The sequence below is a fragment of the Kribbella sp. HUAS MG21 genome, assembly GCF_040254265.1.
GTDB lineage: Bacteria > Actinomycetota > Actinomycetes > Propionibacteriales > Kribbellaceae > Kribbella.
In genome coordinates, this window is sequence record NZ_CP158165.1 from 3994581 (window position 1) to 4013497 (window position 18917).

The window sequence follows — 18917 nt, forward strand, 5'->3', positions numbered from 1 at the left end:
GCAGCACCAGAACATCTTCAGGAGGGCCGGGATCCGTGGCGGACGACGTGTGGTTGGTCGTCGGACTGGGGAATCCCGGCCCTTCCTATGCCCGCACCCGGCACAACATCGGGCACCTGGTCGCCGACGAGCTGGCGGCCCGGACCGGGGCGAGCTGGAAACAGGGCAAGCAGGTCAGGGCCGAGGTGATCGAGACCCGGATCAGCGGCCTGCGGACGATCCTGGCCAAGCCCCGCGCGTACATGAACGAGTCCGGCGGCCCGGTGTCCGGGCTGCTGAAGTTCTTCAAGCTGGACCCGGCGAACCTGGTCGTCGTGCACGACGAGCTGGACATCGACTTCGGCGTCCTGCGCTGCAAGTTCGGCGGCGGCGACAACGGCCACAACGGCCTGAAATCGCTGCGCAAGTCGGTTGGCACCGGTGAGTACTATCGAGTCCGGTTCGGTGTGGGTCGTCCGCCGGGCCGGCAGGCGCCCGCCGACTTCGTCCTGAACGAGTTCTCCGCGGCCGAACGCAAGGACCTTCCGTTCGCCGTCGACCGGACCGCGGACGCGGTGGAATCGCTGCTCACCGACGGCCTGGAAGCCACCCAAGGGAAGTACAACACGTGAAGCTGACGGGGCTGGTCGACACCCTGATCACCGATCCGGTGGTGTCCGAGGCCGTGCGTGACGCCCGCGCGGACGGCGTCACGACCCTCGACCTGAGCGCGCCGACGCCGGTGCGCCCGGTCCTGCTGGCCGCGCTCGCCGCGGCGCAGAACGGCGCCGACCGCCCGGTGCTCGCCGTCACCGCCACGTTCCGCGAGGCCGAGGAGCTCACCGAAGCCCTCCAGTGCCTCGTCGAAGAGCCCAGCACAGTCGCCTACTACCCGGCCTGGGAGACGCTCCCGCACGAGCGGCTGTCGCCCCGGTCGGACACCGTCGGCCGGCGGCTCGCCGTACTGCGCCGACTCGTGCACCCGGACCCGTCCGACGAGACGACCGGCCCGATCCGGATCCTGGTCGCGCCGGTGCGGTCCGTTCTGCAGCCGCAGGTCGCGGGCCTCGCGGACCTGCGGCCGGTGCAGCTGCACGTCGGCGACACGGTCGAGCTCGAGGACGTCGTCGAGCGGCTGGCCGCGGCGGCGTACCACCGGGTGGACCTGGTCGAGCGGCGCGGTGAGTTCGCGGTCCGCGGTGGCATCATCGACGTGTTCCCGCCGACCGAGGAGCACCCGCTGCGGGTGGACTTCTTCGGCGACGACGTCGAGGAGATCCGGTACTTCGCGGTCGCCGACCAGCGCTCGCTCGAGATCGCGGAGCACGGCCTGTGGGCGCCGCCGTGCCGCGAGCTGCTGCTCACCGCCGAGGTGCGGTCGCGGGCCGCCGTACTCGCGAAGGAACACCCCGAGCTGGCCGAGCTGTTCGAGAAGCTCGCCGAAGGGCACGCCGTCGAGGGCATGGAGTCGCTGGCTCCGGTGCTGGTCGACGAGATGGAGCTGCTCGTCGACCTGATGCCGGCCGGTACGCACGTGGTGGTCAGCGACCCCGAGCGGGTCCGCGCCCGGGCGCACGACCTGGTCGCGACCAGCCAGGAGTTCCTGGAGGCGTCGTGGGCCGCGGCGGCCGGTGGCGGCGAGGCGCCGATCGACCTGGGCGCGGCGGCGTACATGTCGCTCGGCGACGTCCGGTCGCAGGCGCTGGGCCGGGGCCTGGCGTGGTGGAGCCTGTCGCCGTTCGCGGCCGCGCCGACCGACGAGCCCGAGCTGCGGGACTCGATGGGCGCGCGGGTCGCGTTCGACATCGACACCGAGTCCGGCGCGGTCACCAGCAAGATCCTCGCGGTCCGCGAGGTCGACCCGTACCGCGGCGAGACCGGCGCGGCCGTCGAGGACATCCGCGGCTGGCTGCGGGACGGCTGGCGGGTCGTCTGCGTCACCGAAGGCCATGGTCCCGCGCAGCGGCTGGCCGAGGTGTTCTCCGAGGCGGAGCTGCCGGCCCGGGCGGTCGAGGGGATCGAGCAGATCCCCGAGCCGGGCGTCGTACTGATCTCGCAGGGCCAGCTCGACCACGGGTTCGTTGCCGAGGGCATCAAGCTCGCCGTGCTCACCGAGAACGACCTGGCCGGCCAGCGCTCGGCGGCCGAACGCCGTTCCCAGCAACGGATGCCGTCGCGCCGCAAGAAGACGATCGACCCGCTGGAGCTGCAGCCCGGCGACTTCGTCGTGCACGAGCAGCACGGCGTCGGCCGGTACGTCGAGATGATGCAGCGCACGGTCGGCTCGGGCAGCCAGAAGGCCACCCGCGAGTACGTCGTGATCGAGTTCGCGCCGAGCAAGCGCGGCCAGCCCGGCGACCGGCTGTACGTGCCGACCGACCAGCTCGACCAGGTCACCCGGTACGTCGGCGGCGAGCAGCCGACGCTCGACAAGATGGGCGGCGGCGACTGGGCCAAGCGCAAGGGCCGCGCCCGCAAGGCGGTCCGGCAGATCGCCGGCGAGCTGATCAAGCTGTACGCCGCGCGCCAGGCGACCAAGGGCCACGCGTTCGCCAAGGACACCCCGTGGCAGCGCGAACTGGAGGACGCGTTCCCGTTCGTGGAGACGCCCGACCAGCTCGCCACCATCGACGACGTGAAGCACGACATGGAACGCATCACGCCGATGGACCGCATCGTCTGCGGCGACGTCGGGTACGGCAAGACCGAGATCGCCGTCCGGGCCGCGTTCAAGGCGGTGCAGGACGGCAAGCAGGTCGCCGTACTGGTGCCGACGACGCTGCTCGTGCAGCAGCACTACGCGACCTTCGCCGAGCGGTACGCCGCGTTCCCGGTGAACGTGGCGCCGTTGTCGCGGTTCCAGACCGACAAGGAGTCGAAGGCGGCGCTGGACGGGCTCGCCGACGGCTCGGTCGACGTCGTGATCGGTACCCACCGGCTGCTGTCCGGCGAGGTGCAGTTCAAGGACCTCGGGCTCGTGATCGTCGACGAGGAGCAGCGGTTCGGGGTCGAGCACAAGGAGCAGCTCAAGCGGCTGCGGACCGCGGTCGACGTGCTGACGATGTCGGCGACGCCGATCCCGCGGACGCTGGAGATGTCGATCACCGGCATCCGCGAGATGTCCACGATCGCCACTCCGCCCGAGGAACGGCACCCGGTGCTGACCTTCGTCGGCGCGTACGACGAGCACCAGGTGACCGCCGCGATCCGACGCGAGCTGCTCCGCGAAGGCCAGGTCTTCGTGGTCCACAACCGGGTGAACACGATCGAGAAGGCGGCCGCCCGGATCCGCCAGCTGGTGCCCGAGGCGCGGGTGTCGGTCGCGCACGGCCAGATGAACGAGCACACGCTGGAGAGCGTGATCCAGGACTTCTGGGAGAAGCGCTCCGACGTGATCGTGTGTACGACGATCGTCGAGTCCGGGATCGACATCTCGAACGCGAACACGATGATCGTCGAGCGCGCCGACCTGCTCGGCCTGTCCCAGCTGCACCAGCTCCGCGGCCGCGTGGGCCGGGGCCGCGAGCGGGCGTACGCGTACTTCTTCTTCCCGCCCGAGAAGCCGCTCACCGAGACCGCGCACGACCGGCTGGCGACGATCGCCCAGCACGCGGACCTTGGCGGCGGTATGGCGGTCGCGATGAAGGACCTGGAGATCCGCGGTGCCGGCAACCTGCTCGGCGGCGAGCAGTCCGGGCACATCGCGGACGTCGGCTTCGACCTGTACGTCCGGCTGGTCGGCGAGGCGGTCGCGGAGTACCGCGGCGACACCCAGGCCGAGGAGCCCGAGGTCAAGATCGAGCTGCCGGTCGACGCGCATCTGCCGCACGACTACGTCCCGTCGCAGCGGCTGCGGCTGGAGATGTACCAGCGGCTCGCGGCGGTCCGGGACGACGAGGGCATCGCCGAGCTCGTCGAGGAGCTGCACGACCGGTACGGCGACATCCCGCAGCCGGTGCTGAACCTGATCGAGGTGGCGAAGTTCCGCAACCACGCCCGCCGGGCGGGGCTGCACGACGTCACGCTGCAGGGGAACATGATCCGGTTCGGGCCGGTGGAGCTGCCGGATTCGAAGGTGCTGCGGCTGAACAGGCTGTACCCGAAGAGTCTGGTGAAGCCGCAACTGCATACCATTCTGGTGCCGCGCCCGGCCACCAGGCCGATCGGCGGCCAGCCGCTCCGGGACCAGGAGTTGCTGCAATGGTGCACCCGGTTGATCGACGACGTGATCGCCGAACCTATTGTGGTGCCGGCGTGATGATGACAGGGACTGGCGAGGAGATTCGGTGAGCACACGGCTTCGGGCTCTCGGTGTGGTGGCGGCGACGGTGCTGCTGACCGGTGGTTGCGCGGCGGGGACCCACCCGGGCGCGGCCGCCGTGGTCGGCGAGACCGAGATCAGCATCAGCGACGTCGACCAGACGTCCCGCGCGGTCACGACGGCGCTCGGCCAGACCTACCCCAGCACCGCCGCGCTGAGCGACATGGTGAACAACGTGCTGGCCGACCAGGTCGGGCAGCGTAAGTCGATCACCGTCACCCCGGCCGAGACCGCCGACGCGGCCCGGCAGGCCGCTCCGGAGGGCACGTACGAGAAGTTCCAGGCGGACCCGCTGGCGCGGGACTTCCTGAACGGCATCGCCAAGTCGCTGGTGGTCACCATCAAGCTCGGCGGCGGCACCGTCAAGGACCTCGGCGACCGGACCAAGATGCAGGAGGGCGTGCTCGCGCTGCGCGAGGACGCGAAGGGCCTCGACATCACGGTGGCGCCGCGGTTCGGCAAGTGGACCGACGGCCAGATCGACAGCAAGATCTCCGGGTCGCTGTCGGACGAGTCGCCGCAGACCGAGGCCCAGCGCAAGGCCGCCGAGAACGCCCAGCAGCAGGGCCAGGGCTGAGAGGGCATCTTGAGCTCCTGCGCCTACTGCGCGGCACTCGGCGGGCACCTCGCTGCACTGGAGGAAAGGGCACGATGCTCCGCATCGAACCCTTCCCGCCAGCACACCGAGGCGCTCCGCCGAGCACCTGCTCGCTACGGCACAGGAGCTCAAGATGCCCTCTGAGCCCGAGCCGGTGAACGACGTACCGGAGCGCGGTGGGTCGGGCCGGATCACGGTCCTGCTCACCAGCCCGCGGGTCGCGCCCGGTCTGCTCACGCGCGCGGCTTGGCAGGCGCTGTCCGACGCCGACGCGATCGGCTCCGCGGGCGGACCTGACCGGCCCGACGTCCAGGCCGTGATCGGCTCCGGTCTGGTCGTCACGCAGGTCGAGGGCGACGTCGCCGCGCACTGGTCCTGGCTGTCGTCGGCGGCCGCGGACGGTCGCGAGGTCGCCTGGCTGGTCGGCGACGACGGCGAGCCCGGCCTGATCCACGTGGTGGCTGATCAGCTCACGCGCGAGCCGCGACCGGCGTACGGCGTGGAGCTCGTCCACGGGTCGTACGACGTACCCGGGGCCCGGCTGATCGACCTGGTGCGGGTGATGGACCGGCTGCGGCGGAACTGCCCCTGGGACCAGGAGCAGACGCACGAGAGCCTGGCGAAGTACCTGCTCGAGGAGACCTACGAGACCCTCGAGGCGATCGACACCGGCGACCGCGAGCACCTCCGCGAGGAGCTCGGCGATCTCCTGCTCCAGGTCGCGTTCCACTCCCGGATCGCCGAGGACGACGAGGCGTTCACCGTCGACGACGTCGCCGGCGACATCGTCGAGAAGCTGATCCGCCGCCACCCGCACGTCTTCGGCACCGTCGACGCGGCCGACGCCGCCGCCGTCGAGGCCAACTGGGAAACCATCAAGGCCGCCGAGAAACAACGCTCCTCGGTCCTCGAAGGCATCCCCCTGGCCCTCCCCGCCCTGGCCCTCGCCGACAAGGTCCTAGGCCGCGCCGCCAAACTCCTCCCCACGGAGCCCACCCCCACCGAGCCCGCCGACGAAACCGAACGCATCGGCCGCGAACTCCTCACCATCGTCCACGAAGCCCGCACCGCCGGCGTAGACCCCGAACAAGCCCTCCGCGCCACCATCAACACCCTCGCCACCCAAATCCGCACCACCGAGAACGGCGGCTAGCTCACAGCTGGTCGGCGGGCACTACCGCGACGCGGTGCTCGTCACCGACGAGAGCCTTGAGGTCACCCACGTCCGAGGTGGCGATCACGACAGGTCCGGCTTCGGCGAGGGCCGTGGCCACGAGGATAGCGTCGACGGCCTGGCCGGAGCCGAGGCGTGCCGCTCCGATCAGTTGTCCGGCACGCTCGCCCAGGGCGCGGCTGACGGGCTCGACCACGATCCCACCGAGGACTCGGTACACCGCCGCATCGCGCCGCTCGCCGCGGAGCGCCTCGGCGAGGATCGCCGCGGACGTGACGACCCGCCGCCCATCGGCGTGTGCGGCGTACAACCGGACGTACATCGCTCGATCCGTCGCGGCCCGGGACAGCCCCTCGTTGTCGAGGACGAGCGCTCCCTGCGGTACCGAACGCACGCGCTTGCGCGGGCTCACGGGTGCGGCCACTCCGCCCGGGCCCGCGCGAGCTCCTCGTCGGACACCGGCCCGTGCACCTCGGCCAGCTCCGCCAGCAGGTCCCCGAGCCGGTCGTGCTCCAGCTGACGCACGAGAGCCTGAGTCACGTAGGCGGACACGTTCCCGCGCCCGGCTCTCGACCGCAGCTCCTCGGCGAGGTCGGCCGGAATCGTCACAGACAGCTTGTCCGTGTGCGCGGGCTCGCTCATGCCACGATCCTACCGTTGGTGGGATTCGCCGCGCCAGAGACTATTTCGGCCCGTCCAGGAGGGTTCGGAGGGCGTTGCGGTGGGTGGTGTAGGCGTGTTCGCCGGACTTGGTCATGCGGTAGGTGGTGGTGGCGCCGCGGCCGTGGCCCGACTTGGTGGTCGTGACGTAGCCGGCGTTCTCCAGGGCTGACATGTGTTTGGAGAGGTCGGAATCCGTGACCTCGAGGTAGTCCTTGAGGAAGCGGAACGTCACCGTGGTGGCGTTCGCCAGGACCGCCATCGCCGCCAGACGTTTCGGGGCGTGGATGATCGGGTCCAGTCCCTCGATCACCGGAGGCGCTCCCGGACCTGCGCGGCGGCGATCGCGTAGCGGTGTTCGTAGTACCAGATCCCGGCGGTGACCAGGACGAACGCGGCTATCGCGGCGGCCGGGCCCCCGGCCAGCCACCACACGACGGCTACGAGCACCACGATCACCGGCGCGACCGCGAAGTACTGCTTCCAGATCCGCCCGATCTCCCGCGGCGGACGCCCGCGACCCGGGAACGGCAGCGCGCCGTGCCGCCGCTGCATCCAGATCACGAACACGATCTCGAGCCCGATCAGCGCCACCAGCGCCGGGAAGAACAGCGCCTCGCGCTCCCGCCACCAGGTGTAGACAGCGATCAACGCGCCCATCCACAACCCGACGACCGGCGGGTACCACCACGGCGTCTTCGGGTAGCTGACGTACGGCGCCGCCTCGGCCCGCTCGATGATCCGCAGTTGCTCCTGAGCATCACTTTCCATACCGGAAAGCTAGCCGATAACTTTCCACTTTCGCAAGTAGAAAGTTCTCCGGGAAATCCGATGTACCGCGGCCCGCCCCGGCTGGCAGGGTGTGGCGGGTGGATGTCGCCGAGGTACTGCGGGAGCACTGGGACCTCAAGCCCGCGCGCCTGGCGGAGTTGACCGGCGGGATGAACTCCGCGACCTGGCTGGCGGTAGCCGACGGGTGGCGGGTGGTGCTCAAGTCCGTCGGGGCGGACGACACGGGGTTCGAGCCGGGCCTGGGGCTGGCGGCGCGGCTCGACGCGGCCGGCGTCCGGACCGGGTGCCCACGGCCGAGCAAACGCGGCCGCCTGGTCGAACTCGTGGGGGAGCGGCAGGTCGCCGTTCTCGAATACGTCGACGGAGTGGAGCTGGGCGACACTGCCGAGGACCAGGCGGCGATCGGGGACCTGCTGGGCTGGGTGCACGCCGCCGCGGGCCTCGAACCGGGCGCGACGGCGGACTGGCTGAAGTACCTGCTGCCGTTCGAGGAGTGCCTGGATCTCGAGCCGTGGATCCGTCCCGCGGTCGAGGGCGCAGTCGCCGACGCCGTCGCACTCGGTCCGTTGACCTGGGCCTGGCTGCACGGAGACCCCGCCGCCGAGGCCTTCCGCCGGCAGCCGGACGGCCAGGTCGCCCTGATCGACTGGGGAAGCGCGATGCGCGGCCCGATCCTGTACGACGTCGCATCCGCCGTGATGTACAACCGGCCGACGTACGTCGTCCCGTCGTACCTGACCCGCCGCCCGGACCTGGCCGCCGAGGTGGAACGCGGCCTGGACACCTTCCTCCGGGTCCGCCAAGCCGTCCAGGCCGGCTACTTCGCGTGGCGCATCACCAACAACATCCTGACCGGCATCGCCGGCCCAGCCGAGAACGCCAAGGGTCTAGCCGACGCCCGCCGCTCGTTCGGCGTGTAGATCCCGCAGTACGGCGGCCTCCGTCGTCTCCCAGTCCTGAAAGAGATACCGGTACGGCACCACCGGCGTGATGGCGGCGATCACGTCCGGCTTGTCGTCGACGAAGTGCGTGATGCCGAGTTCGGCGCAGTGGATCGCCTTCTCCGGCCGCTGCAGGCAGAACCGCACGTTGTCCTCCGGGATCCCGGTCCGCTCGAAGAACCGGTGATGGCGCAACCAGTCGAGTGAGCGCCGCTGGATTCGCGGCCCGCACTTCGATACCAGCCACGTCTCGCCGAACAACGGCACCAACCGCGCGATCGCGTCGAATGCGCCCGGTACGGCGGGCGTCCGCAGCATGGCGGCGGCGTCCCCGGAGGAGAACGACGTGTCACCCGCGCCGGACCCTCCGGCGATGATCACCCGTCCGATGTCGATTCCCAATCTGTTCATGTCTCCAGCGTCGCCGCCAGAGCTATCGAGCAGAACTAGTACTTATCGACATAGCTATAGTTTGACGTGATGGAACTCGTGGCCGAGGATCTGCAGGCGTTCGCGGTGTTCGCGCGGCACCGCAACTTCACGCGCGCCGCCGACGAGTTGCACGTCAGCCAGCCCGCCCTCCACACGCGCATCCGCAAGCTGGAAACCAGGCTCGCGACCCAGCTCTACGTCAAGCAGGGCAGGCAGTTGCTCCTGACCGACGCGGGCGAGAAGCTGGCAGCCTTCGCCAACGACACTCGCGACCGCACGGCCGACTTCCTCCGCACGCTCGACGCCGCCCCGCCGCGACCGCTCGTCCTGATGGCCGGCTCCGGCGCGTACCTGTACCTGCTCGGCGACCCGCTCCGCCGCTACCTCGCCCGCGGCCACGCGCTCCGCCTACGCACCGGCGACGCGACCACAACCCTGACCGAGCTCCGCAGCGGTACGGCGGACCTCGGCGTCACAGCCCTGGGCATCCCGCCCGACGACCTCGACTGCGCGCTTCTCGGACAGTTCCCGCAGACCCTGATCGTGCGCAGCGACCACCGCCTGGCGGGACGTCGTACGGTCCGGCTGAAGGACCTGCAGGACGAAGCGCTCGTCGTACCGCCGAAGGACCGCCCGCACCGGCAGCAACTCGAGCGGAGCATGCTGGACCAGGGCCTCCGGTGGTCCGTCGCGGTCGAGGCGGAAGGCTGGGAACTGCTGGTCCATTTCGTGCGTCTCGGTATCGGGCCGGCGGTCGTCAACGGTTCGGTCCGGACGACGAGCGCGGTCCGGAAGATCCCGGTGAAGGACCTGCCGCCGGTGCGGTACTACGTCGTCACCCGACCGGGCCGCGACGAGCGGATCGAGGGGCTGAGGAGGGCGCTGCGATGAGCCGCGACAGCAGGGCGGTCTCCCGGCTGCTGCGTCATACGGCGGGTGAGCGCGGCCTCACGATGAGTGCGGACGGCTGGGCGGCGATCACCGAGGTACTGCGGATTCTCGGGCTGACCTGCGAGCGCCTCGACATCGCCGTACGGGAGAACGACAAGCAGCGCCTGCAAGTCGACGGGGACCGGATCCGCGCGTGTCAGGGGCATTCGCTGGAAGGGATGCCGGTGACACGTGAAGCCTTGGAGAACAGTTGGGAACGGGTTTTCCCGCGGGACCTGCTGTGGCACGGCACGAATCGCGCCGCCCTCGCCGCGATCCAGCGCGAGGGCTTGCACGCGGGCCGGCGTACCCACGTCCATCTGGCGCCGGCGAAGGACAGTCATGTCGGGCGCAGGACGCGGGTAGAAGTCTTGCTGGGCGTGGATTGCGCGGATTTGCCGGTCTATCGGGCGCCCAACGGAGTGTTACTGACGCGCGAAGTACCTGCTGATGCGATTGTTAGGGTCGACGCGGTCCACTGAGCCTGCTGGTCTGGGGACTAGGCTCAGCAGCGATTCGTCATCGAGAACTTGGGAGTCAATGTGGCCACCATCGAGGCCGTCGGCGCGCGCGAGATCCTCGACTCGCGCGGCAACCCCACTGTCGAGGTCGAGGTTCTGCTCGACGACGACACCATCGCCCGCGCGGCCGTCCCGTCGGGCGCGTCCACCGGCCAGTTCGAGGCCGTCGAGCTGCGCGACGGCGACAAGGACCGGTTCGGCGGCAAGGGCGTGCAGAAGGCCGTCACCGCCATCCTCGAGGACATCGACAAGGAGATCGTCGGGTACGACGTCCACGAGCAGCGCCTGATCGACCAGGCCCTCCTGGACCTCGACGGCACCCCGAACAAGGCGAAGCTGGGCGCGAACGCCATCCTCGGCGTCAGCCTGGCGGTCGCGAAGGCCGCGGCGGACAGCGCCGGCCTGCCGCTGTTCCGCTACGTCGGCGGCCCGAACGCGCACGTCCTGCCGGTGCCGATGATGAACATCCTCAACGGCGGCGCGCACGCGGACTCCAACGTCGATGTCCAGGAGTTCATGATCGCCCCGATCGGCGCCGCGACGTACGGCGAGGCGCTGATGCAGGGTGCGGGCGTCTACCACGCGCTGAAGGCGGTGCTGAAGGAGCGCGGCCTGTCCACCGGCCTCGGCGACGAGGGCGGTTTCGCGCCGAACCTGGACAGCAACCGGGCCGCCCTGGACCTGATCGCGGTCGCGGTCGAGAAGGCCGGCCTGCAGCTCGGCAAGGACATCGCGCTGGCGATGGACGTGGCGGCGAGCGAGTTCTTCACCGACGGCGTGTACGCGTTCGAGGGCGGCAAGAAGTCCGCGGACGAGATGATCGCCTACTACGCCGACCTGGTCGCGTCGTACCCGATCGTCTCGATCGAGGACCCGCTGAACGAGGAGGACTGGGACGGCTGGAAGGCCATCACCGGTGAGCTCGGCAGCAAGATCCAGCTGGTCGGCGACGACCTGTTCGTCACCAACGTCGAGCGGCTGCAGCGCGGCATCACCGAGAAGTCGGCGAACAGCCTGCTGGTCAAGGTGAACCAGATCGGCTCGCTGACCGAGACCCTGGACGCCGTCGACCTCGCGCACCGCAGCGGCTTCACCTGCATGATGAGCCACCGCTCCGGCGAGACCGAGGACACCACGATCGCCGACCTCGCGGTCGCCACCAACTGCGGCCAGATCAAGTCCGGCGCCCCGGCCCGGTCCGACCGCACCGCCAAGTACAACCAGCTGCTCCGGATCGAGGAGGAGCTCGACGACGCGGCGACGTACGCCGGTCGCTCGGCCTTCCCGCGCTTCCAGGGCTGACCAGGAGGTCCCACGTATGCCGTCCCGTCGGGAATCCGGTGCACGCCCCGGCTCGCGTCCGTCGAGCCGGACCCAGTCGCGTCCACCGGCCCGGCGGGGCGACCAGCCGAAACGCCGGACGACGGGAACCCAGCCGGAGCCGGTCCGCACCCGTGGGTCGCGCAACCTGACCGGCCGGGCGGCCGTCGTGCTGCTGGTGCTCGGCGCGCTGATCGTGTCGTACGCGCAGAGCCTGCGGGTGTGGTTCGACCAGCACCAGCAGATCAGCGCGCTGCAGCAGGAGATCCGGGACCGCGAGAAGCGGGTCGCGGAGCTGAACGACGAGATCTCCCGGTGGGACGACGACGCGTACGTGAAGGCGCAGGCGCGGCAGCGACTCGGGTGGGTTATGCCGGGCGAGGTCGGGTACCGCGTGATCGGCGCGGACGGCAAACCGGTCGGTGCCCCGCCGGAGCCGTCCGCGCCTTCGGACGGTACGGCGGAGCAGCAGAAGCCGACCTGGTACACCAAGCTGTGGGGCAGCGTCGAGGGCGCCGGCAACCCGCCCGCGCCGGCCGCGTCGCCGGCACCCGCGAAGCCCACCCCGGAGTCGATCCTCACGCCGTCACCTAAGGTGACCAGGTGAGCGTCAGCCCTTCCGACCAAGAAGCAGTCAGCAAGCAGCTCGGCCGTACCGCACGCGGCATCCGTTCGATCGCGCACCGCTGCACCTGCGGCCTCCCCGATGTCGTCGAGACCGAGCCGCGTCTCCCCGACGGCACACCCTTCCCCACGACGTACTACGTCACGTGTCCCCGGCTGGCCTCCGCGATCGGCACCCTCGAGTCCTCCGGGCTCATGAAGGAAATGACCGACCGCCTGGCCGAGGACGAGGACCTGGCCGCCCGCTACCGGGCGGCTCACGATTCCTACCTGGCCCACCGAGAGTCGATTGAACACGTCGAGGAAATCGCCGGCATCACCGCCGGCGGCATGCCCAACCGCGTCAAATGCCTCCACGTCCTGGCAGGCCACTCCCTGGCAGCAGGCCCCGGCGTGAATCCCCTGGGCGACGAGGCCCTGGAGGCCCTTGACGACTGGGGCCGCCGAGGCCCCTGTGTCTGACGCCGCCGCCTTCCCACCCTCCATTGGGGGCGACGTGGTGCGGGTTGCGGCGGTCGATTGCGGCACGAACTCCATCCGCTTGCTGATCGCCGACCTGGCTGACGGGCAACTGACCGAGCTGGATCGGCGGATGACCATCGTTCGGCTTGGGCAGGGTGTGGATGCGACTGGTGCCTTTGCGCAGGAGGCTCTGGAGCGGGTCTTCGCGGCGACCGAGGACTACGCGGATGTCATCCGGTCCAGGGGTGTCAGCAGGGTCCGGTTCGTGGCTACCTCCGCCGCGCGGGACGTCAGCAATCGCGACGCGTTCCTCAGTGGTGTCGAGGAGCGGCTCGGGGCGCGGCCGGAGATCATTTCCGGCGACGAAGAGGCCGAGCTGAGCTTCCGCGGCGCCACCACCTCGCTCGAGCTGCCCACGCCGTACCTCGTCGCCGACATCGGCGGCGGCTCCACCGAGCTCGTCCTCGGGGACCGCGACGGCGTCATCGCCGCCCAGTCCCTCGACATCGGCTCCGTGCGCCTCACCGAGCGCCACGTCACCACCGACCCGACCAGCCCGGCCGAACTCGCCGCGATCACCCGCGACATCGACGCCCTCCTCGACACCACGACGGTCCCGCTCGCCGAGGCCCGTGCCCTGGTCGCGGTCGCCGGCACCGCGACCACCGTCGCGGCCGTGGCCCTGAACCTCCCGGAGTACGACCGGACCGCCGTACACCACGCCCGCCTCACCACCGGCCAGCTCCGCGAAACCAGCACCTGGCTGACCACCTCGACCCGAGCAGCCCGCGCCGCCGTCCACTCCATCCACCCCGGCCGCGTGGACGTCATAGGCGCCGGCGCCCGCATCCTCCAACGCCTGGTGGACCGCCTACCCGTCGAAACCCTCACCGTCTCCGAACACGACATCCTCGACGGCGTCGCCCTCTCCCTCGGCAGCTAGCCTGCGGAATGTGTAACAAAAAGGTGCTACATTTGGTGCATGACGATCGCCAACGAACATGCAGTCGGCTTGCGGGAGCTGCGCCACAGAACAAGTGAGGTGCTGGCTCGCGTTCGTCACGGCGAAACGATCGACGTGACGGAGTACGGCCGACTGGTGGCGCGAATCGTGCCCGTGGAAGAGCGTGCGGAGACGCCGGTCCTCGACCGCCTCGCGGCAGAAGGCAAGGTCCGGCCCGCGGTGCGTCCCGGCTACCGGCCGCGGATGCGTGCGGGCGACGGCAGTGACCGATTGGGTGATGCCCTCGCCGCGCTGCGCGACGAGGAGTCTTGGTGAGTCTCTATTACGTCGATACCTCCGCGGCGCTCAAGTTGCTGGTGGAGGAGAGCCATTCCAAGGCTTTCGCTGAGTTCTACGACCAGGCGGCCGGTGCCACCTGGGTGAGTTCGGCGCTGCTGCGGATCGAGGTGATGCGGGCGGTCACCCGGGTGTTCCCGGCTTTGCTGCCGGATGCGCGAGAGCTGCTGCTCGCCTTCGACTTCATCAGCATCGATGACGACGTTGTCGATGCCGCGATGAACGAACCGGACCGGATGCTGCGATCGCTGGATGCGATCCATCTGTCCACCGCCCGGGTGCTGGGAACGGATCTGTCGGCGCTGGTCACGTACGACGACAGGCTCGCGGAGGCCGGCAAAGACGCGGGCTTCGAGATCGTCAGCCCGCGTGGCTGACAGACTCGAGCGCTAGCGGGCGCGGACGCCGTCCAGGGCGATGGTGAGGACGCGGTCGCGCTGGGCCTGGTCGACGTAACCGGCGGCGGTGAGGCCGCTGACCATGCGGAGGAGGTCGTCGAAGGCGATGTCCTTGCGGGCCTCGCCGGCTTCCTGGGCGCGTTCGAACAGCGGGCGGCCGGCGGCGTACATCGCCTCCCGGGCGGCCTGGAAGTTGTCGGCCTCGCGGTTCAATGACTCCCAGATCGCGCGCTTGGTCGCGGCGTACCCGACGAAGCGGTGCAGCCAGGTGGTGAGCGCCTCCCACGGCGGCAGTCCGGCCGCGTCCTCCGCGGCGACGCACAGCTCCTCGATCTCCCCGAAGTACACCGCGTTGAGCAGGTCCTGACGGGTCGGGAAGTTCCGGTAGAGCGTGCCGATCCCGACGCCGGCCTGCCGGGCGATGTCCTCCAGGGACGCGCCGACGCCCTTCGCCGCGAACGCGTCCCGCGCGGCGCCGAGCAGGGCGTCGAAGTTCCGCCGCGCGTCCGCCCGCTGCGGCCGCCGGACGTCGACGCGCAGCGCAGGCCTGGTCTGATCCACACTTCACCTTATCGACTGGAACCGGAGGACTGCCTCCGTTATAGTGGAGGCATGCCTCGACTTTACCGGGCCGGGGAATTCCCGCGCCGCGTCTCCGGCGCGCACCCACCCCTTCCGAAGGACTTCTGCATGCCTGAAACCAGGTCTGGAAACCCACGACTGACGCTCGCCGTGCTGGCGACGGTCGTGGCGTCGTTCTCGATGCTGCAGTCGCTGGTCAGCCCGGCCCTGCCGGTCATCCAGCGCGACCTGCACACCACCCCGGGCACGGTCACCTGGGTGTTCACCGCGCTGCTGCTCGCGGTCTCGGTCGCGACCCCGCTGCTCGGCCGGATCGGCGACATGGCCGGCAAGGAGCGCACCCTGTTCGCCGCCCTGATCGCGCTCGCGCTGGGTTGCCTGCTCGCCGCGCTCGCGCCGAACATCGGCGTCCTGATCGCGGCCCGCGTCCTCCAGGGCGTCGGCGGCGCGGTCTTCCCGCTGGCGTTCGGCATCATCCGGGACGAGTTCCCCGCCGAGCGCGTCCCGTCCGTGGTCGGCGTCGTGTCGGCGATCATCGCCGCGGGCGGTGGGCTCGGCATCGTGCTCGCCGGGCCGATCGTCGAGTGGCTCGGCTGGCGCTGGCTGTTCTGGATCCCGATGGCGGTCGTCGCCATCTCGACAGTGCTGGTACGGCGCTACGTCCCGGAGTCCCCGAACCGCGTCCGCGGCCGGATCGACTGGCTCGCGGCAACCTTCCTGTCCGGCTGGCTGATCGCCCTGCTGCTCCCGTTGAGCACAGGCCGGTCGTGGGGCTGGGTCTCGGTGCGTACGACGGGCCTCTTCGCGCTGGCCGCCGTACTGTTCGCCGGCTGGATCGCGATCGAGCTGCGCTCCCGGAACCCGCTGATCGACATGCGGATGATGCGCCGTCCGGCGGTCTGGACGACGAACCTGGTCGCGCTGCTGTTCGGTGCGGCGATGTTCGCGGTGTACGCGTTCGTGCCGCAGTTCCTGCAGATCCCGAAGGCAGCCGGATTCGGGTTCGGCGCGAGCGTCACGCAGGCAGGGCTGCTGATGCTGCCGATGCTGGTCACGATGGCCGTCGCCGGGACGTTCAGCGGTCCGCTGGCGGCGCGGTTCAGCGCGAAGGCGCAGGTCGTGTCGGGGTCGGCGACGAGTCTCGTCGCCGCGCTGATGTTCGCCGAGTTCCACGACGCGCAGTGGCAGCTCGCGCTCTCGACCGCGCTCTTCGGCGTCGGCCTCGGCCTCGCCTACGCCGCGATGACCAGCCTGATCGTGCAGAACGTCCCGCGCGAGCAGACCGGCGCGGCCACCGGCATGAACGCCAACATCCGCACGATCGGCGGCTCCATCGGCACCGCGCTCGCCAGCTCGATCATCACCGCCCACGTCCAGCCGTCCGGCCTGCCCGCCGAGTCGGGCTTCACCGACACGTTCTTCCTGCTGTCGGCCTTCGCCGCCGCGGCCGTCGTACTGGCCCTGGCGATCCCGAGCGCACGCCGTACGCCGGTCAGCCCGATCAACCGACCGACCGAGGAGCGGCTCGCCGCCTGAGAGACTGACGGGATGAAGCTTCCGCATCCGTTGACCGGGCAGCTGTTCGAGAGCCCGGTGCCGCCGGGGGAGGGCTGGCCGGAGGACCCGGCGGTACGGCGTACTCCGGTGGCTTGGGACGCGGACGAGGTGCTCCGGCTGGCCGCGACCGATGACCTGCGGGAGCTGGAGGCGCGGGTGTCGGTGTGCCGGGCGTGCCCGCGATTGGTGGAGTGGCGTGAGGACGTTGCCGTCGGCAAGCGGAAGTCGTTCGCGGACCAGCCTTACTGGGGCCGGCCGATTCCGGGCTGGGGCGCCGCCGCGCCGAAGATCCTGATCGCGGGCCTCGCCCCGGCGGCGAACGGCGGGAACCGGACCGGCCGGGTGTTCACCGGCGACCGTTCCGGCGACTGGCTGTTCGCCGCCCTGCACCGCGTCGGCCTGGCCAACCAGCCGACCAGCGAACACGCGGGCGACGGGCTGCGGCTGATCGGCACCCGGATGATCGCGGCGGTCCGCTGCGCGCCGCCGGCCAACAAGCCCACGCCGGCCGAGCGCGACACCTGCGCGCCCTGGTTCCGCCGCGAGCTCGAACTGGTGCTCCCGAGCGTCGAGGCGATCGTCTGCCTGGGCAAGTTCGGGTACGACGCCCTGCTCGGCGCGCTCGCCGCGGCCGGTGCCGACGTACCGCGCCCGCGGCCGAAGTTCGGGCACGCGGTGGAGCACCGGATCCCCACGCCGCAAGGCGATGTCACCGTGCTCGGCTGCTTCCATCCGAGCCAGCAGAACACGTTCACCGGCAAGCTCACCGAGGAGATGACCGACGCCGTCCTCATCCGCGCGAAGAGCCTGGCGGGACTGTCCACAGCCGCCCGGAAGCAGAGTTGACCTGGACGCGGAAGGTAGTGGAAGCTCTCGACTATGTACGCCGCCCCGGATTGCTGCTGCGCACATGAGTCGTGACAACCTGCCCGAGCACTCTCGGGGACGTCCGGCCGCCCAGCGGCCCGCGGGTGGCGGCGTGGAGCGGGCGCCGGCGGCGCCGCAGTCGCTGCCCGGTTCGCACCAGGCGTCCGCGCTGGGGTTCGTCCCGAGCCCGGACCGGTTCCACTGGTGGGCGGAGCTGCACGACGACGTCAAGGCGTACCTCGAGCGCAAGGTGGGACCCGCGATCGAGTGGTGGGCCGACCTGCACGAGCGCGAGCGCGACCGGCCGTACGCCGTCGTCCTCGGACCCAACGGCCTCGCGGTGACGACCCCGAGCGTGAACAGCCAGGGCCGCCGGACCCAGAGCGTGAAGGTCGTGCCGTTCGTCGCGTCGAGCATCCGGCACGCCGTCGTCCAGCAGCAGCCGACCCGGCCGCGCGGCGGGCTGCGTTCGCTGGTTTCCCGCGGCCGGGATTCCGCGCCGACCGCGCCGCAGTTGGAGCTCACGCAGGACATGCGCGGGATCCTCGGCAATCTTCCGTTGGAGGCCCAGCAGCGGCTGCAGACCCCGTTCCTCGGCGACCAGGCGATCCAGCACTACCGGTCGTACTACTACGGCAACGACGAGGACCTCGACCTGTGGTGCTACCTCGCCGGTGACCGGACCGTCACGTTCGCCTCCGGGCACCGCACCCTGCCGCTCGGCGCCGACCCGCAGCAGGCGTCCTGGCGGCTGGTCTGCTACCAGGCGGACGTCGCTCGATGAGCTCGAACCGGGACTTCCGGGACCTCGGCGGAGCTGATCCCTGGAAGCTGCTCGGGGTGGGCCGAGACGCGGGCGCCGAGGAGATCAAGCGCAGCTATCGCCGGCTGTCGCGCGACCACCACACCGACGTCGGCGGCAGCGCCGACCAGCAGGCCCGGCTGAACCGCGCGTACGAGATCCTCTCCGACCCGAACCGCAGCGCCGGCTACGCGCTCCTCCTGCAGCGCAAGTCCCAGCCGCCGCCCGCGCGCAAACCCGAGCCCGAGCCGGAGCCGGACCCCTTCGAGTGGAACACCGGCCCCGCCCCCGGATCCCCGCCGCCCCGGCAGAACTCGTACTCCGCTCCACGCCAGCACACGGCCCCGCGCTCCGAGGACCCGTACGCCGACCCGCACCAGGCCCCGCCGTACCGCGACCCCTACACCGCACCGCGCTACGAGGACATCCACTACGAGCAGCCACCCACCACACGCGGCGGCCTGAGCGGCCAAGCAGTCGCCGCCCTCCTCACAGTCGTCCTCTGCCAACCGATCTCGATCATCCTGGCCATCAAGGCCCTACGCACAATCCGCCGAACCGGCCAACGCGGCAAAACCCTGGCCTGGCTGGCCCTCTTCCTAGACCTGGCAGTAATCGCCTTCACCATCTACGGCCGCATCCTCACCACCACCTGAC

23 protein-coding genes are annotated in these 18917 nt (G+C 70.5%); 17 read left to right on the forward strand and 6 right to left on the reverse strand.

Annotated features, from left to right (window positions below; translation table 11 throughout):
* Positions 1-35 precede the first annotated feature (35 nt).
* The 4 genes from pth to ABN611_RS19675 all read left to right on the forward strand — a co-directional run bounded on the left by pth (position 36) and on the right by ABN611_RS19675 (position 6051).
* Positions 36-611: an aminoacyl-tRNA hydrolase gene (gene pth, locus ABN611_RS19660; RefSeq protein ID WP_350281348.1), complete on the forward strand. Its 576-nt coding sequence runs from the start codon at positions 36-38 to the stop codon at positions 609-611.
* The gene (gene mfd / locus ABN611_RS19665) at positions 608-4237 is read left to right on the forward strand and encodes a transcription-repair coupling factor (protein ID WP_350281349.1); all 3630 of its coding nucleotides are present in this window, start codon (positions 608-610) and stop codon (positions 4235-4237) included. The genes pth and mfd overlap by 4 nt, the downstream gene beginning before the upstream one ends.
* Positions 4238-4265: 28 nt before the next feature.
* Positions 4266-4877 carry a hypothetical protein gene (locus ABN611_RS19670; RefSeq protein ID WP_350281350.1) on the forward strand — a complete coding sequence of 204 codons (612 nt, stop codon included), beginning with the start codon at positions 4266-4268 and terminating at the stop codon, positions 4875-4877.
* Positions 4878-5031: 154 nt separating this feature from the next.
* Positions 5032-6051, forward strand: coding sequence for a MazG family protein (locus ABN611_RS19675; RefSeq protein WP_350281351.1), 1020 nt, complete (start codon positions 5032-5034; stop codon positions 6049-6051).
* 1 nt (position 6052) lies between these two features.
* On the opposite strand, the gene ABN611_RS19680 is transcribed toward ABN611_RS19675, so the two are convergent.
* Genes ABN611_RS19680 through ABN611_RS19695 form a run of 4 tightly spaced genes read right to left on the reverse strand, consistent with a single transcriptional unit; the run spans position 6053 to position 7503 of the window.
* Positions 6053-6484 (reverse strand): PIN domain-containing protein, encoded by a 432-nt coding sequence (locus tag ABN611_RS19680; RefSeq protein WP_350281352.1) that lies wholly within the window; start codon positions 6482-6484, stop codon positions 6053-6055.
* The gene (locus ABN611_RS19685) at positions 6481-6714 is read right to left on the reverse strand and encodes a hypothetical protein (RefSeq protein WP_350281353.1); all 234 of its coding nucleotides are present in this window, start codon (positions 6712-6714) and stop codon (positions 6481-6483) included. Before ABN611_RS19685 ends, ABN611_RS19680 begins: the two co-directional genes overlap by 4 nt.
* A 40-nt stretch (positions 6715-6754) precedes the next feature.
* Positions 6755-7045 carry a transcriptional regulator gene (locus ABN611_RS19690; protein WP_350281354.1) on the reverse strand — a complete coding sequence of 97 codons (291 nt, stop codon included), beginning with the start codon at positions 7043-7045 and terminating at the stop codon, positions 6755-6757.
* A complete protein-coding gene (locus ABN611_RS19695; protein WP_350281355.1) occupies positions 7042-7503 on the reverse strand; it encodes a hypothetical protein in 462 nt (153 codons plus the stop codon). Before ABN611_RS19695 ends, ABN611_RS19690 begins: the two co-directional genes overlap by 4 nt.
* Positions 7504-7601: 98 nt before the next feature.
* On the opposite strand from ABN611_RS19695, the gene ABN611_RS19700 reads away from it, so the two are divergent.
* The gene (locus ABN611_RS19700; RefSeq protein ID WP_350281356.1) at positions 7602-8444 is read left to right on the forward strand and encodes a phosphotransferase; all 843 of its coding nucleotides are present in this window, start codon (positions 7602-7604) and stop codon (positions 8442-8444) included.
* Here ABN611_RS19700 and ABN611_RS19705 read toward each other — a convergent pair.
* A complete protein-coding gene (locus ABN611_RS19705) occupies positions 8412-8876 on the reverse strand; it encodes a hypothetical protein (RefSeq protein WP_350281357.1) in 465 nt (154 codons plus the stop codon). The genes ABN611_RS19700 and ABN611_RS19705 overlap by 33 nt on opposite strands.
* A gap of 69 nt (positions 8877-8945) precedes the next feature.
* On the opposite strand from ABN611_RS19705, the gene ABN611_RS19710 reads away from it, so the two are divergent.
* From ABN611_RS19710 to ABN611_RS19745, 8 genes are read left to right on the forward strand one after another with little or no spacing between them, the layout of a single operon-like run.
* Positions 8946-9788 carry a LysR family transcriptional regulator gene (locus tag ABN611_RS19710; RefSeq protein WP_350281358.1) on the forward strand — a complete coding sequence of 281 codons (843 nt, stop codon included), beginning with the start codon at positions 8946-8948 and terminating at the stop codon, positions 9786-9788.
* The gene (locus ABN611_RS19715) at positions 9785-10309 is read left to right on the forward strand and encodes a tRNA 2'-phosphotransferase (RefSeq protein WP_350281359.1); all 525 of its coding nucleotides are present in this window, start codon (positions 9785-9787) and stop codon (positions 10307-10309) included. Before ABN611_RS19710 ends, ABN611_RS19715 begins: the two co-directional genes overlap by 4 nt.
* A gap of 60 nt (positions 10310-10369) precedes the next feature.
* A complete protein-coding gene (gene eno, locus ABN611_RS19720) occupies positions 10370-11650 on the forward strand; it encodes a phosphopyruvate hydratase (RefSeq protein ID WP_350281360.1) in 1281 nt (426 codons plus the stop codon).
* A 16-nt stretch (positions 11651-11666) separates the two neighbouring features.
* Complete coding sequence (locus tag ABN611_RS19725) at positions 11667-12275, forward strand: septum formation initiator family protein (RefSeq protein ID WP_350281361.1); 609 nt, start codon at positions 11667-11669, stop codon at positions 12273-12275.
* Complete coding sequence (locus tag ABN611_RS19730) at positions 12272-12754, forward strand: DUF501 domain-containing protein (protein WP_350281362.1); 483 nt, start codon at positions 12272-12274, stop codon at positions 12752-12754. The genes ABN611_RS19725 and ABN611_RS19730 overlap by 4 nt, the downstream gene beginning before the upstream one ends.
* Positions 12755-12788: 34 nt before the next feature.
* Positions 12789-13697 carry a Ppx/GppA phosphatase family protein gene (locus tag ABN611_RS19735; protein ID WP_350281363.1) on the forward strand — a complete coding sequence of 303 codons (909 nt, stop codon included), beginning with the start codon at positions 12789-12791 and terminating at the stop codon, positions 13695-13697.
* Positions 13698-13736: 39 nt separating this feature from the next.
* Positions 13737-14033, forward strand: coding sequence for a type II toxin-antitoxin system prevent-host-death family antitoxin (locus ABN611_RS19740; RefSeq protein WP_350281364.1), 297 nt, complete (start codon positions 13737-13739; stop codon positions 14031-14033).
* Positions 14030-14431, forward strand: a complete 402-nt coding sequence (locus ABN611_RS19745) for a type II toxin-antitoxin system VapC family toxin (RefSeq protein WP_350281365.1) — start codon at positions 14030-14032, stop codon at positions 14429-14431. The genes ABN611_RS19740 and ABN611_RS19745 overlap by 4 nt, the downstream gene beginning before the upstream one ends.
* A gap of 12 nt (positions 14432-14443) precedes the next feature.
* Here ABN611_RS19745 and ABN611_RS19750 read toward each other — a convergent pair whose 3' ends face one another.
* A complete protein-coding gene (locus ABN611_RS19750) occupies positions 14444-15013 on the reverse strand; it encodes a helix-turn-helix domain-containing protein (RefSeq protein ID WP_350281366.1) in 570 nt (189 codons plus the stop codon).
* A 129-nt stretch (positions 15014-15142) separates the two neighbouring features.
* Between ABN611_RS19750 and ABN611_RS19755 the strand changes: the two genes are divergently transcribed.
* From ABN611_RS19755 to ABN611_RS19770, 4 genes are all read left to right on the forward strand, one after another.
* On the forward strand, positions 15143-16570 hold the full coding sequence (locus ABN611_RS19755; protein WP_350281367.1) for an MFS transporter: 1428 nt from the start codon (positions 15143-15145) through the stop codon (positions 16568-16570).
* Between the two features lie 12 nt (positions 16571-16582).
* Positions 16583-17437 carry a uracil-DNA glycosylase gene (locus ABN611_RS19760; protein ID WP_350281368.1) on the forward strand — a complete coding sequence of 285 codons (855 nt, stop codon included), beginning with the start codon at positions 16583-16585 and terminating at the stop codon, positions 17435-17437.
* A gap of 64 nt (positions 17438-17501) precedes the next feature.
* Complete coding sequence (locus ABN611_RS19765) at positions 17502-18242, forward strand: hypothetical protein (protein WP_350281369.1); 741 nt, start codon at positions 17502-17504, stop codon at positions 18240-18242.
* Complete coding sequence (locus ABN611_RS19770) at positions 18239-18916, forward strand: DnaJ domain-containing protein (protein ID WP_350281370.1); 678 nt, start codon at positions 18239-18241, stop codon at positions 18914-18916. Before ABN611_RS19765 ends, ABN611_RS19770 begins: the two co-directional genes overlap by 4 nt.
* Position 18917: the final 1 nt, after the last annotated feature.

Coding starts and splice junctions, on each gene's coding strand:
- ABN611_RS19755 (WP_350281367.1), top strand. CDS start 15,143: ATGCCTGAAACCAGGTCTGGAAACCCACGACTGACGCTCGCCGTGCTG.
- ABN611_RS19715 (WP_350281359.1), top strand. CDS start 9,785: ATGAGCCGCGACAGCAGGGCGGTCTCCCGGCTGCTGCGTCATACGGCG.
- ABN611_RS19685 (WP_350281353.1), bottom strand. CDS start 6,714: ATGAGCGAGCCCGCGCACACGGACAAGCTGTCTGTGACGATTCCGGCC.
- ABN611_RS19705 (WP_350281357.1), bottom strand. CDS start 8,876: ATGAACAGATTGGGAATCGACATCGGACGGGTGATCATCGCCGGAGGG.
- ABN611_RS19760 (WP_350281368.1), top strand. CDS start 16,583: ATGAAGCTTCCGCATCCGTTGACCGGGCAGCTGTTCGAGAGCCCGGTG.
- ABN611_RS19740 (WP_350281364.1), top strand. CDS start 13,737: ATGACGATCGCCAACGAACATGCAGTCGGCTTGCGGGAGCTGCGCCAC.
- ABN611_RS19675 (WP_350281351.1), top strand. CDS start 5,032: ATGCCCTCTGAGCCCGAGCCGGTGAACGACGTACCGGAGCGCGGTGGG.
- ABN611_RS19770 (WP_350281370.1), top strand. CDS start 18,239: ATGAGCTCGAACCGGGACTTCCGGGACCTCGGCGGAGCTGATCCCTGG.
- ABN611_RS19765 (WP_350281369.1), top strand. CDS start 17,502: ATGAGTCGTGACAACCTGCCCGAGCACTCTCGGGGACGTCCGGCCGCC.
- ABN611_RS19725 (WP_350281361.1), top strand. CDS start 11,667: ATGCCGTCCCGTCGGGAATCCGGTGCACGCCCCGGCTCGCGTCCGTCG.
- ABN611_RS19710 (WP_350281358.1), top strand. CDS start 8,946: ATGGAACTCGTGGCCGAGGATCTGCAGGCGTTCGCGGTGTTCGCGCGG.
- ABN611_RS19695 (WP_350281355.1), bottom strand. CDS start 7,503: ATGGAAAGTGATGCTCAGGAGCAACTGCGGATCATCGAGCGGGCCGAG.